Genomic DNA, 13,895 nt, shown 5'->3' with positions numbered 1-13,895 from the left:
AAAGGTGGATTTTCTGATGAAAATCCACCTTTTGTTTGCAGCTAACAATAAAATTGCGTTACTCCTTGTTTTATGTTTGTACTTTTTAAGGTTATGAAAAGTTCTTTTTCAGTTTGTCTCTTAAGTTTAAGGGCGTAAGCTTTTGCATATTCTTTATAAGATATCTGCGTAGCATTTTAAGTTCTTTTTCGTCCGTACATTCTTGTGTCTTCTTCAAGAAATCTTGCTGAGAAAGGCTTTGGTCATTAAACGCTTCGAGCAATTCGATGTGTTCTTCTTCCTTGTCATATAGTATTCCTATGTGAGAGTTTTGAAACTCATTTCTCAACATAATATAGGTAGAACGAAATTCTGGGCAGAGCGCGAATAGTTCTTTGCAGAATGGTGCTATTGGATTGCCAATATGTTCATTGACTCTTGCTTCAAAGAGAAGTAACTTCTTGTCAATGGCCTTTTTCTCCTCACCTTCCTGAGATATGCTGACAATTTGGAACGTTACATCGTATGCCTCGTCATATCGCTTGAGTTCATAAAGAGCACGCCCTTTAATGAACATCGCTTCAAGACAGGTCCTTCTCCCCAATACCATGTCTGTGTAACCAATAGCTTCCTCATAACGATTGCCATATAGGCAGATTACGGCATTGAGGAAGTTGGCAGTCATGCTACAATCCTTTAATAGTTGAGCATTCTGGGTTTTTCCTAATAGGCAATTGTCATCCAGCATGATATCAAACATTCTTTTGGCCATTAAGGCTGCGTTTCGGTAGTCATTCTTGCGAATCTTGTCTTGCATAAGAATCAGGCATGTTTTTGAGGCCATGTCGTAGTCTTTTGTGCTTAGATATTGGTAGATTCGCTTTTCCGCACCTAATACGTCATCTATCATCTCTGTGTCATTGTAAGAGTTGGCAAATACTCTTACCTCTTGATTTTGGGTGACGTGATAAGGGCGGATAGGATTACTAAGTGTCAAACCGTCCAAAGAACGTAAACGACTGATGGCGACGTAAGCTTGTCCTGGCAAGAATGTGCCATGAGATAAGTCAAAGTGCATTCTGTCAAAGGTCATTCCCTGTGATCTGTGAATGGTTATTGCCCAAGCTAATTTCAAAGGATATTGCGTGAAGGTTCCCACAACTTGGGTTTCCATTTTGTGGGTTTGACGATTGTATTTGCTCTTGACATTATCCCATGTCACTTCTTTGACATCAATGGTTTTGCCGCTTTCCAAAGTCACTTGTATTTTATCATCGCCAAGTTCTGAAACTTTACCGATTGTCCCGTTCATATAACCACAACCTGTATTATTGCGGCAGAATATGACTTGTGCACCTACTTTTAGCCTAAGCTTTTCTGGTACAGGCGCCTCATTTTTCTTGAATTCGTTTTGAATCTTTGCCTGATAGCAGAATTCTTCCGATTGGATGGCACATAATTTCTCCTCGTTGATTTTCTCAGCCATCTTGTTGAATGCGGTTAAGGTCACAGAAAAATCCTGTTCTTCAAAATTCTTGCTGACATGCTGATTTAGTAATTCTAAATCTTCAGCCTTTACTTCACCCGTGCGCATCTTGTTCAGAATGTCAAGAAACTCTTCGTCTCTTTGACGATATACTTTTTGAAACTCAATCTTGGGGAGGTTCATTCTTTTCAATACAAAAGCCTTGTAAAAGAATGGAGTGCCAGCACCATAAAGGTCTTGTAGCATTTCTGCATCGGCGCTATTAGACTTGATGATAGGAGGTAACTGGAACAAGTCACCCACAAAAACAACCTGTTTTCCACCAAAAGGCATGTTGGTCTTGAATACCATGCGAAGACATCTGTCCATTCCATCCACCATATCACACCTTACCATAGATACCTCATCAATAATGATAGTATCAGTTTCCTCGAGAATACATTTGCTTTCATAAGAAAGCATGGTATTAGTATGTGGACCAATTGCTTGCATCGGAAAGCCAAAGAAGGAATGCATCGTTTGTCCTCCGACTGTGATAGCTGCAATGCCAGTAGGTGCCAATACCAAGAAGTTTTTGTTGATTTCTTCCTGGATGCGTTTGATAAAGGTTGTCTTACCAGTGCCAGCCTTTCCTGTGATGAAAAGGCAATTGTTGGTGTTTGCAACAAGGTCGAATGCTTTTTGCTGTTCTGCATTCTGTAGGTCGAGTGTTGAAATGTTCTTTTCCATATCGTCGTCTTTTGTATTCTGATGCAAAATTACGACGTTGTTGTGTAGTCTTTCTTCACAACAAAATAAAAGTAGGGCGATATGATGAAAATGTCATATCGCCCTAATATTGTAGCAAGAGTTTTTTACGCCTTATCCCATTCTAAACGATTTCTTTCTTCATCTGGGTGTTCACGAATGTAGCTGCGATAGAATAGGATTAAATCGCATAGTTGGAAAGTGAAACTTTTTAGCAAGAATGTGGATGATTGTACGCGTTCCATATATTCTTTCTTACTTATATCCTCTTCTGTACTATTCTCGGAATGGCAGAAGGGTGGAAGAATATTGACTATTACTTTCATTGTCTTTGACATTGCCTCTGGGAGAATGCGCTTATAACTTTTATAGACAATTTCTCCTTTAGAGTTTGTGGCATTCTTACCACTAAGGATAATACTTGACCAAGTAAAGTTCACCTGCTTACCCCAGTCGGGCAATAAGCCATGAATAGCCATAGAACGGAATACGTATTCTAAAACTTCGCGGGCTTTCTCAAATTTATCATTGTAATCTTTAGACTCGATTGTGTCTGGAAAATGAATAGGAATGAGTAAATCCTCAAGGGCATTGTACCCCATGTCGTCAATGCCGCATTCTTCTATAGCATCAAATACATCCTTGTACATTTTCTGAATCTGAAGGCGAGGAGATTTCCTAGCATGTACTTTGATGCGTTTATACAGCATTTCGTTGTCAACATTTTTGGAATAGTATTCTTTATAAGTACTATTTGTCCAATCAGCATCCCATTTCATACGATCATCATTGATGGAGTCAGATACCTCTTCTGCATCACCGCCAGTCAAGACATACCATGGAATAACACGCCCTCTTTTTTCACAAATGAGGGCTATGTCATTTAAGGCTCTGCCAAGAAATCTTACAGCATTATCCTCGCTGTCACGATGGTACTTGCATTTTGCATCCAAAATGATAGCTGACCAACAATCAAAGTCATTTTCTAATGCAGCTTTTGCTTCATCCCAACAAGGGAAAGCAACTAATTGTAATCCGAAGTTCTCTGCCTTTAATGGGTATTGCTCTATTACCATAGGGTCGTCTTCAACCCAAAGAACTTGGATTAAGTCTAAATCGTAATCTTTCATATCTAAAGAGTTTTAAGAATATTCGTACGATTGAAAGTAAGTATATACTTGACGCTGAACTCGTCATCTGGAGAAGAAACAAGTTCTATCTTTCCGTCATACTTACGCATGATGCCGTCTATCTCATTGCATCCGATTCCATGATGTCCGTTAGAGTTAAGGGAGGTGGATACTCCATATTCTAATAGCGATGATGTACTACGGTCAGCTGGTATAGGTGCTCCATTGTTCTCTACGCACATTTTCAATGCGGTACCATCTGTTTCCCAAGAAAAACGCAATTGGTAGTCGTGGCGAGATTCGTCTTTAAATCCATGGGATATGGCGTTTGAAACAATATTGTCCAAAATCTGCTTGAGAGCATCTCTTGGGAACATCATTGTATATATAGGTTCTCCCTTATGCAATAATATGGTTTCTCCGGATAAATCAGTCAAGTCTTTATCTGCCAAATTATGTCCTTTAGCCCATTTTACAACAGGCTTGAAGTTTACCCAACCATTTTCATGCTTTTGGATATAGCTTTCGACGAACTCCTCTGGATTAATCCATTCAGGCTTTTTAAAAGTGTATTCCACATCTGCAATATGGTCCAACTTTACCAACAAATCCTTAGTTGCCATAGAAAGATATTCGAAGGCATCCTTGACGGTTGTTTGTTTGATGCGTGAAATACGCTCATTGTCCGAGATTGTTCCATTTTGTCTTACTCTGTAAGCATTCAACGCATAGAGAGTTGCTTCTATGGATGAGGCAGATTGGGTCAAAGCATGTTTACGCATACGAACAGCTTTGACATAATGCTTATGCTCTTGTTCCAACTCCTTACGTGATGATGCAAAAGCATTGTAATTGGCTTCTGACAAGAAGGTAGCTCGTTCCAAATCGGTGTGATTTGGAACAATAATCTTGTCCATAATCAATGGGAAGAGTTGTGCATCCACTTCTCCTTCACAGATGGATATGATTTGATTCCTGACTTCTGGGGTAAGCAACAATGCTGCCACATATCGCACGTCGATTCCTTCCTTTGGAACAAGACATGCGAACAGCCAGTAAGCAACAATGCCTTCAGATGGTAAATCCTTTATATAGCCAGCAACGAGCTTATCTTTTCTTCCGAAGAGAAGAACACAAGGCTGCATAATATTGCTAAGCAATCCTAATTGTTTTTCAAACAAAGGGGTGCCTGCCGGATGTAAATTCTCTTTGCAGAGTTTTGCATCCTCATATCTTGTAGAAAGGTTTGTCGGAGCAACAACAAGGATATTCTTTTCTTTATCAGAGAGTATCCACTCTATACATTCTTTCTCGTCGTTAAATCTTGTCTTTTTAAAGACAATGTCTTCCTTATTCTTAGGTTTTAAGTCTTGGAAAGACACTATTTCTGAAAGAGACATGCCTTCCTTTGGCTTGGCTGTCAAATAATAGCTTGGCCAAAGTATTTCTGGATTAAGCAAATCGGGAGATATCTTTGTTTCTTTCCCTGTAACGGCATTCTTTATGCAAATAGAGCTGTTAACAGCTTTATTTACATGGAGGAAAATTCTTTTCTCTGTACTTCTGGCTTGAGTCTCCTCTGTTTCTTTTAAAGAAACGATGGAATAGATTTGCTTATCTTTAGCGAGCTTTGTTGTAAAGTTTGCTAAAGAAAGATCAACAGCCTCGCGTTTGTTCATAAATAGCATTGATTCGCTATTTTGAGGCATGAATGTAAATAGCATCTCTGCCTTAATGCAGGATGAATTTTCTGTTGCTCCAAATATAGCTATGTCAATGTCTGCCATATATTGGCTATTTTCTGTGTCTTTGCTATATTGTTTGATTTCGGATTTTATACCAGCAGCAAATAATCGGATTTGTCCTAATGCCCAAACTTTGTTTTTACAAATCTCTTCTTCGCTGCTATATCCTTTGATAGTGCAGCCAGGAAACAGCATGGCAATATCACCAAATCCAGAATTGGCGATGAATATAGTTTTTCCTGTTCCTATTTTAGCTGTGGTCAAAGTATCATAAGCTACTTTAGATGGCTTTTCTAAAGAAAAGTCAAGTGTTGTTCTTAAATTATGATAGAGGCAATCAAAGATAGATTCTGATACTTCAGAAAAGTGATTAGCCAAGAATACCAACTCTGTCTCCTTGAGTGCATCAACATAAAAATCAGCCACATATTTTGAAAGTGCTTCCAAAATAGCTTGGTCTGCATTCTCACCTGCTACTCTCTTATAAAGAGTAGCAAGTAACTGCTCTTCTGCCTCATCATTGTAAGGTATATCAAATTTGTGTACTCCATCAGATTCGCAGCTCTTTGGACAATGCTCATCTACGAAGTTACGATACTTGGCAACAAGTGCCTCTACTGTGAAGTTGTTGTTTACTGTCTGCATAGTTTTTTGCTTTTTTGTTTACGGCTGCAAATTTACAGGGATGTTGTGCAGTCTTTCTTCACACCAAAATATTCTTGATACATTTTTGCGATTATCTCCTTAATTTCTTCTCGAAGAGACTCTGGAGAGAGTATTTCCACATCATCACGGAACCAAATGAGCTCAGAAATCAATTCCTTGTTAGGGATAAGATTTAGTGAGATAATTCCTTCTGATTCATTCTCCACCATTTGCGAATGGTGAATAGGTTTGGAAATCACGTATGGTAGGCGTTGTGGGGAGAATTTCAGACGGATATGCTCTATCTTCTTGTCCTTCTCTATGGATATGCCAAGGATGTCACGGAAATAAGCATCGAAATCGAAACGCAAGTTTCTTTTGAATGTTGTATCAGAATATTCGATATTTTCGATTCGGTCTAATGGGACAATCGATAAATCTTCAAATTCTGAATTATATCCTAAAAGATACCACCTATTATTATATTGCTTGAGGTAGTACGGATGAATCGTCCATTTTACGACCTCTTTGCCAAAAGGGTGATAGTCGATGAGGATTGGTTGGCGTTTGATAACACAGTTGGTAAGAGTGGATAGAAATCGCAAGCCTTTCATGTCTCGGTTTTGTTCAAATCCGATAAAGTTAGTCTCTACTCCTCTTAGACCAAAGCGGTAGCGAAGATTGGTAAGCAATTCTTCAATCCAACTATACATAGGTATGCCCTGAAAACGAGAAAGTGAAGTGATAAGCGTTTCGAGTTGCTCTACTTCCATCTCTGTTATCGGAGTCTCTATGATGGAAAAGTCAAATTCATAGCTAAGGTACTTACGCTTACCATCTTGGTAGGATTTTATTGGCGCTTCCCATCCTTCGCTACTTTTCATAAACTTGATGTCATCGTATATCTGTTTCTTGGATATAGGCTTTATTCCTGCATCTATTAATTGGATATTGACTTTTTCCATAAGATCTTCTATGAAGTACTTATGGTATTTGTCACTGAAACATTTGTCCAGTATTTTATATCTTATGAAAGCATTCTTGTTTATTGGCATGTCATGTTGTATAATGTTTATTTAACCTTTCTTATTGGTTGCTATAATCAATCATTACTTTTCACTTCAAAAATCTTGCAAGCCTTGTTTCCTGCGATATAAGCTACGTATGCTTTTATTTGATAGTGAGGATAGGCTTTCTGCATATCTGCTGCATAAGCCTTCACCTGTTGGGCATCTTCTAGGTGTGCCTCTTCCAAATGATCAACAATGCCTGCGTCTTTAGACTTGTAATATTTAAACTCAATGATGCGGCAGTCGTTGTGGAATGATGTGCCAGGAATGCCGGTCAGCACTAAGTCTGCACGACCTGATGGCAAGTTCAGTTCGATGGCGAATGTATAGCAATTGCTCAAGTAGCGGCTCAGTAACTCGAAAAATGAACAGCGAATGAAATTCTCGTTCATCTTGTCAAAGGCCTGGGCTGGAAGCTGACCTAAGTATTCCTTAACATAGTTATAGAATAATGGCTCCAGTTCTCTGTCTCTGGCAAATGCCTCGTATGCAGGAACAAACTTACGGGCATTGTCGCTGATACTATTCAATTCGTTGTAGTAACTCATATATACACTCTTGGTCGTCAAGTTTGGCAAAGCCATTTTGTAATTGTCCTTCAGGGTGGTCATACCCAAGTAGTAGAGGCTGATAGGGTAGAACTCTGGGGAGAAGAACTTTTGCTTGTTGAACTTGCTGCGTAAATCGGCTTGTGAATAGTACAATTCTCCATCCATCAACAGGTTGTCGAGCATTTCCTTGGCATTGTCAAGCGTGATGGTCAATCTTCTTATCCAACTAGTGTCAGTACGTAGGTTCTCATCTACCATTTCCGTAGGGATGCCGCCTTTCAGTTCTGCAAAGTTCTTGAGGAAGTAAGTCAGAATGGTAGAGTTGAACAATGGTTCCGCATTTGGTAAAAAGTGGTAACCATCATAATTGTTGAGTATCAGAGTCCACAATTCCTCGAAAGAGGCTTGAGGGCCATATTTATTGATGACATACTTCAGATATTGGGCTGCTTCCTCATGGGTAAAGCCCAATAAGTTGGTAAATTCAGGCTTCAGTGTCAACATCTCTGCGATGTTATAGCCACTGGTTAAGTCATCCATGGTGACAGGCAGTACTCCAGTGCAGAAGCAAGTACGGATGGTGCCTTCGCCAATGCCTGCCTTGATAACCTTGAAGAATGTTCGTAGGAAACTTTCCCCTGTGGTCGGTCCTGGTACAGCGAGTCCTTATAGACAACTAGTAGCTGGTTGGTAAAGTTGTCATATTCATCTATTAATATATAAAGAGGTGGAAGATTATGGGAAGAGATAAACTCGCATACTTCAACCAACATGTTGGAGGCATTGCCATCCTCTCTGAACCTGAAATCTCCAAAAAGGTCTCTGTTGCGTTCCACCAATGTACGGAGTGGACTGCAATTCACTGCGTTGAAGTTCTTCTCGATGTCTTCCTTCTTGCTGGCAACGGAAGTTGTGGAAAAGTCATATCTTACAACGAGATATTGGTTGTGCTCGTTTGTTGGGTGTTCGCCAATCCAAGTTCCACCAAACAAATCTTTGAATTGTGTTGCCATGTTACGGTCGTAATAGTGAGCCAACATGGAAACGAGCAGACTCTTTCCGAATCTGCGAGGACGGAGAAAAACTGGTGCTTTGTAACGCTCAAGCAGTGGAATATAGTTGGTCTTGTCCACATAATAATATCCCTTGTGGCGAATCTCAGCAAAGTTCGCCACAGCGTATGGAACGGTAATATCTGCCTGTGAGTATGTCATGGTCTATCTCCTTTTTGTTGCAAATGTACGATTTTTATTTATTACTACCAAATAAAATCGAAAGATTTTGTTTAATATAGTAATACCAGTCCGGCAAAAGCCGAGTAGAGTATCATGCGGATAGGATTGATCTTCATCACCTTCACGCCGATAAAGGTAGCAAAGAATAGGGCGATGGAGATGTAGAAATGCCAGGGATTGGCTGGCGTAGAGAAGTTCTCGCCATTCATCAGAAGCAGGGCTGCGGCTCCTACCAGACCGACGATGGCCGGGCGAAGACCGATGAAGATGCTCTGAACGGCTGTGGTGTTCATATACTTGTACAGCATCTTGCTGATAAGAATCATCAAAACCAAGGATGGGAGAACCAGCGCAAAGGTCGCCATGGCACTTCCGAGTACAGCCATCATGCCACTCATACCGGCATTATGGACAGCTGTATAGCCACAATAGGTAGCGGTGTTGATACCGATAGGTCCCGGTGTCATCTGAGAGATGGCAACCACATCGGTAAACTCTTGCATCGTCATCCAATGATACTGCGTAACAACCTGTCCCTGAATCAGGGATATCATGGAATAGCCACCTCCGAATCCGAAGATGCCTATCTGAATGAATACGATGAAAAGCTGAAAAAATATCATCATTATGTTTTAAGCGATTTACTTTTTTACCCTTTTACCTTTATTCCGTTGGCTGGATAAACTGTCCATAGATGTAGCCACCTACGGCAGCTGCGATAATCACCCAGATTGGGTTGACGCCCAAAAGCCAGATCAGAAGGGCGGATAGAATAGGAATCCAGCAGTTGACAAGCGAAATACCGGCACTCTTGGCAAGCGAGAATGTTGGTACGGCTATCAGTGCCACGACGGCAGGACGGATGCCTGCAAACATGGCAGCAACAACCTTGTTGTCTTCAAACTGATGGAAAAACATGGCTATCGCCAAGATAATAAGGAACGATGGCAACGAAGCGCCGAGGGTGCAGACGATGGCTCCCGGTGTCTTTGCCAACTTATATCCGAGCAGGGAACTCATGTTGATGGCCAAGGCGCCCGGACAAACCTGGGTAGTAGCAATGGCATCCAAGAATTCCTCCTTCGTCATCCAATGATGCTTGTCGACGACTTCGGATTCTATAATAGGAATCATGGCATAGCCACCCCCAAAGGTGACTATGCCAATCTTCAAAAATGTTTTGAATAATGTAAGATAACTTACGCTATTATTCATTTTTTACCTTTTTATTTTTTTACTTTTTCAAAGCTCTTTCTTCAATCCACTGACGTGCATTGACAAATGCCTCAATCCAAGGAGTAACCTCGTCGTTGCGGCGATCGGCTGGATACCAGGCGTTCTGCCATGGGAAGATGGCACGCTCCAAGTGTGGCATCATAGCCAAGTGACGACCATCTGCAGAGCAGATACCTGCTACATTGTAGTCACTGCCGTTAGGATTACCTGGATACTCAGCGTAGTTGTACTTCGCAATGATGTTGTAGTGATCCTCTGGCTCAGGCAAGTAGAAACGGCCCTCGCCGTGAGCTACCCAGATACCGAGCTTATCACCGCTCAGGCTACCGAACATCACACTGTCGTTCTGAGGAATAGTCAAACCGAGGAATGTGCTCTCGAATTTCTTGGATGTGTTGTGGCAGAGGTGTGAACGATGCTTGTGCTCAGGATTGATGAGGTTCAACTCAACCATCAGCTGGCAACCGTTGCAGATACCGAGTGAAAGGGTATCCTCACGGGCATAGAACTTATCGAGTGCCTCTTTAGCCTTAGGATTGTAGAGGAATGCACCAGCCCAACCCTTGGCAGAACCGAGAACATCGGAGTTAGAGAAACCACCGCAGAATACGATGAAGTTCACATCCTCCAGAGTCTCACGACCAGAAATCAAGTCGGTCATCATCACATCCTTTACATCGAAGCCGGCGAGATACATAGAGTATGCCATCTCACGCTCACCATTGGTACCCTTCTCACGGATGATAGCTGCCTTGATGCCAGATGGCTTGCGACGGTTTGCGTCGAGGCTGTAGCTAGCGAGGGTTCCCTTGAAGCCGTAGCCGAAGTTCATCTCGATAGGCTGCTTCTTATAGTTGGTGTAACGCTTCTTGGCCATACCGTTCATACTCTGCTTGCGGTCGAGGAGGTAAGATGTCTTATACCAGTCGTCGCGCAAAGCATCGATATCGAACTCGTGCTCGAAGCCTTCCTTCTTGATGATAATCTTGCGGAGCTCTGGAGCTGGATAACCAATCTTGGCATAACCGATACCGTTCTCATCGAAGAATGCCTTCAACTCGTCCTTGTGAGCATCGCTTACCTGGATGACAACACCTGGGTTTTCTGCGAAGAGAGTCTTGATGATGTCGGCATCTGCGATGTCGTGGAGGTTGATCTTCATACCGCCCTCTACGTTGGCGAATGTCATTTCGAGGAGAGCTGTAATCAAACCACCGGCGCTGATATCGTGACCAGCCATTACCCAACCGCGGTTGATGAGTTCCTGTACAGCGTTGAAGCAATCAACGAAGTACTCTGGGTTCTTCACGGTAGGAACATCGCTGCCCACCTTGCCCAAACTCTGAGCGAAGGCAGAACCACCGAGACGCTGCTCGTCGAAGCTGAAGTCGATATGATAGAGGCTTGAGTTCTTGTCGTTGACGAGAACAGGACTAACCACCTTCTTGACATCTGAAACCTCACCACCAGCACTTACGATGACGGTACCCGGAGCGATGATCTTCTCGCCGTTAGGATATTGCTGGGTCAATGAGAGAGAGTCCTTACCTGTTGGTACGTTCACGTGGATGGCGCAGCAGAAGTCTGACAAAGCCTTCACGCCCTCGTACAAACGAGCATCCTCACCCTTCTGACTGCGGCAAGGCCACATCCAGTTAGCAGAGAGGCTGATGCTGTCCATGCCATCTGCCAATGGAGCCCATACGATATTAGTCAATGACTCTGCTACAGAGAGTACAGAACCTGCCTTAGGATCGGCAAGACCAGCCTGAGGTGCATGACCCATTGCTGTTACGATACCCTTCTCGCCACGGTAGTCGAGTGCTACGACACCACAGTCTGAGAGTGGCAACTGAATCTGACCCTGACCCTGCTGACGGGCAATCTTACCTGTTACGGAACGGTCTACCTTGTTGGTCAACCAGTCCTTACAAGCCACAGCCTCCATCTGGAGAACACGCTGCAAGTACTCGTCGAGGTTATCTGCAGAATAAGTTACATCTTCATATTTACGCTCTACGGTCTCATCTACCATCACAGTCTTAGGAGTATGACCGAACATCTGAGCTACATCAAGGTCGAATGGCTTTACGCCGTCAGCCTGCTTGAAGCTGAAGTGAGCATCGCCAGTAGTCTCACCAACCACGTACATTGGAGCACGCTCACGGTCGGCAATCTTCTGAACCTCGCTGATATACTTCTCGTCGATGAGCAAGCCCATGCGCTCCTGGCTCTCGTTGGCGATGATTTCCTTGGCGCTCAAAGTCTTGTCACCGATAGGCAACTTAGACATGTCGATTTCGCCACCGCACTCTTCTACCAACTCAGAGAGACAGTTCAAGTGACCGGCTGAACCGTGGTCGTGGATGCTGACTACTGGGTTCTCATCGTTCTCAACGAGTGCACGAACCAGGTTGTAGGCACGCTTCTGCATCTCAGGGTTGGCACGCTGAACAGCGTTTAACTCGATACCGTTGCTGTAACGGCCTGTATCTACAGAAGAAACAGAACCACCACCAAGACCGATGCGATAGTTATCACCACCTACTACGACAACCTTATTGCCCTTCTGTGGCTCACCCTTCTTATAGTCACGCTTCTTGCCGTAGCCTACACCACCAGCAAGCATGATTACCTTATCGTATGCATACTTCTCACCATTCTCCTCGTGCTCGAATGTAAGCACAGAACCAGTGATGAGAGGCTGACCGAACTTGTTACCGAAGTCTGATGCACCGTTAGAAGCCTTGATCAGAATCTGCTCTGGAGTCTGATAGAGCCACTTACGTACTGGCATGATGTCTTCCCAGTCGCGCTCAACATCGCTCTTGCCGTTGTCATCCTTCAGGCGAGGATAAGCAGTCATGTAGCAGGCTGTACCTGCGATAGGCCATGAACCTACACCACCACCCATACGGTCGCGGATTTCACCACCCGTACCGGTAGCAGCACCATTGAAAGGCTCTACGGTAGTAGGGAAGTTGTGGGTCTCAGCCTTCAGAGAGATAACACTCTCGATATCCTTCACCTGGAAGAAATCGCTGGTAGTCTGATCGGCTGGAGCAAACTGCTCGATAACAGGACCCTGAGAGAAAGCCACGTTGTCCTTGTAAGCAGAGAGGATCTTGTTAGGATTCTCGTTGGTGGTCTTCTTGATCATGTTGAAGAGAGAAGACTCCATCTCCTTACCGTCGATGATAAACTGGCCGCCGAAGATCTTGTGGCGGCAGTGCTCTGAGTTGATCTGTGCGAAACCGAAGATTTCGCTGTCGGTGAGAGGGCGTCCGTTCTCTTTCTCCAGCTTGTGGAGATAAGCCATTTCGTCCTCGCTGAGGGCAAGACCCTCTTCCTCGTTATACTTCTCGAGGTCATCGACGTACTTGATAGGTTCTGGCTGGTGATTCACGGTGAACACATCCTGTCCGATACCGTTGTACATACGCTGGAGCATAGGGTCGTGCTCAGCGTCTTCGCTATCTACAGGGAAGTACTCCTCGATACGCGAAATGCCGTTAAGACTCATGTTCTGAGTAATCTCAACGGCATTCGTACTCCAAGGAGTAATCATTTCACGGCGTGGGCCGACATAGAAGCCCTGCAACTGCTGGGCGTCCTCTAAAGTCGCGTCACCATAAAGCCAACAAAGTTCATTGATTTCGTCCTGAGATGGTTTGTGGTCAATCTCGGTCGCAATCACACTCTTAGATGGAGTTCTAAAAAAAAGAATCATACTTGCTTTCTTTTATATTATTAATGTATTTATTTCTTTTCGAGTGCAAAGATAGTGCAATTTCAAGACACTACAAAATAAAACTCTGTTTTTTATGTTTTTTTTGTTGAGATTTGGGCTATTCTTACCTTGAGAGGCTACATTTGACGGTTTAGCTATAAGAAAAGTGCTTTCTGTTGCCTTTTTTGGTTAAAAAGGTGATAAATAAAGATTTAGAGGTTAAAAATGTCTAAATGCATTTGACAAATATTGTTTATTCGAGTCTTATCTGTAACTTTGCAAGTGAAAGAAGTGAATCAGTTTCTATAATGCCCTAAAATGTAGAAGCTTCCGGATAACGG

7 protein-coding genes and 1 pseudogene are annotated in these 13,895 nt (G+C 42.9%); all 8 read right to left on the bottom strand.

Going from position 1 to position 13,895, the window contains the following annotated elements:
* Positions 1 to 91: 91 nt before the first annotated feature.
* The 8 genes and pseudogenes from ONT19_RS10380 to purL all read right to left on the bottom strand — a co-directional run bounded on the left by ONT19_RS10380 (position 92) and on the right by purL (position 13,554).
* On the bottom strand, positions 92 to 2,194 hold the full coding sequence (locus ONT19_RS10380) for an AAA family ATPase (RefSeq protein ID WP_264952503.1): 2,103 nt from the start codon (positions 2,192 to 2,194) through the stop codon (positions 92 to 94).
* A gap of 125 nt (positions 2,195 to 2,319) precedes the next feature.
* Positions 2,320 to 3,342 carry a hypothetical protein gene (locus ONT19_RS10375; RefSeq protein ID WP_264952504.1) on the bottom strand — a complete coding sequence of 341 codons (1,023 nt, stop codon included), beginning with the start codon at positions 3,340 to 3,342 and terminating at the stop codon, positions 2,320 to 2,322.
* Between the two features lie 2 nt (positions 3,343 to 3,344).
* Entirely contained in the window at positions 3,345 to 5,732 is a 2,388-nt protein-coding gene (locus tag ONT19_RS10370; RefSeq protein ID WP_264952505.1) for a sensor histidine kinase, read from the bottom strand.
* 32 nt (positions 5,733 to 5,764) lie between these two features.
* The gene (locus ONT19_RS10365; protein ID WP_264952506.1) at positions 5,765 to 6,697 is read right to left on the bottom strand and encodes a helix-turn-helix transcriptional regulator; all 933 of its coding nucleotides are present in this window, start codon (positions 6,695 to 6,697) and stop codon (positions 5,765 to 5,767) included.
* Between the two features lie 137 nt (positions 6,698 to 6,834).
* Positions 6,835 to 8,567 (bottom strand): annotated as a pseudogene (locus ONT19_RS10360) (AAA family ATPase).
* Between the two features lie 71 nt (positions 8,568 to 8,638).
* Positions 8,639 to 9,211, bottom strand: coding sequence for a chromate transporter (locus tag ONT19_RS10355; RefSeq protein WP_022121458.1), 573 nt, complete (start codon positions 9,209 to 9,211; stop codon positions 8,639 to 8,641).
* Between the two features lie 40 nt (positions 9,212 to 9,251).
* Positions 9,252 to 9,803 carry a chromate transporter gene (locus ONT19_RS10350; RefSeq protein WP_022121457.1) on the bottom strand — a complete coding sequence of 184 codons (552 nt, stop codon included), beginning with the start codon at positions 9,801 to 9,803 and terminating at the stop codon, positions 9,252 to 9,254.
* A gap of 19 nt (positions 9,804 to 9,822) precedes the next feature.
* The gene (gene purL, locus ONT19_RS10345; protein ID WP_264952507.1) at positions 9,823 to 13,554 is read right to left on the bottom strand and encodes a phosphoribosylformylglycinamidine synthase; all 3,732 of its coding nucleotides are present in this window, start codon (positions 13,552 to 13,554) and stop codon (positions 9,823 to 9,825) included.
* Positions 13,555 to 13,895 lie beyond the last annotated feature (341 nt).

The organism is Segatella copri, assembly GCF_026015625.1.
In the GTDB taxonomy this organism is placed as follows: domain Bacteria; phylum Bacteroidota; class Bacteroidia; order Bacteroidales; family Bacteroidaceae; genus Prevotella; species Prevotella copri_H.
This window is presented reverse-complemented; position numbering and strand designations above follow the sequence as displayed.

Bases quoted from the DNA above. Each gene is read 5' to 3' on its own strand.
- ONT19_RS10355 (WP_022121458.1), bottom strand. From the start codon at position 9,211: ATGATATTTTTTCAGCTTTTCATCGTATTCATTCAGATAGGCATCTTC.
- ONT19_RS10365 (WP_264952506.1), bottom strand. From the start codon at position 6,697: ATGGAAAAAGTCAATATCCAATTAATAGATGCAGGAATAAAGCCTATA.
- ONT19_RS10370 (WP_264952505.1), bottom strand. From the start codon at position 5,732: ATGCAGACAGTAAACAACAACTTCACAGTAGAGGCACTTGTTGCCAAG.
- ONT19_RS10350 (WP_022121457.1), bottom strand. From the start codon at position 9,803: ATGAATAATAGCGTAAGTTATCTTACATTATTCAAAACATTTTTGAAG.
- purL (WP_264952507.1), bottom strand. From the start codon at position 13,554: ATGATTCTTTTTTTTAGAACTCCATCTAAGAGTGTGATTGCGACCGAG.
- ONT19_RS10380 (WP_264952503.1), bottom strand. From the start codon at position 2,194: ATGGAAAAGAACATTTCAACACTCGACCTACAGAATGCAGAACAGCAA.
- ONT19_RS10375 (WP_264952504.1), bottom strand. From the start codon at position 3,342: ATGAAAGATTACGATTTAGACTTAATCCAAGTTCTTTGGGTTGAAGAC.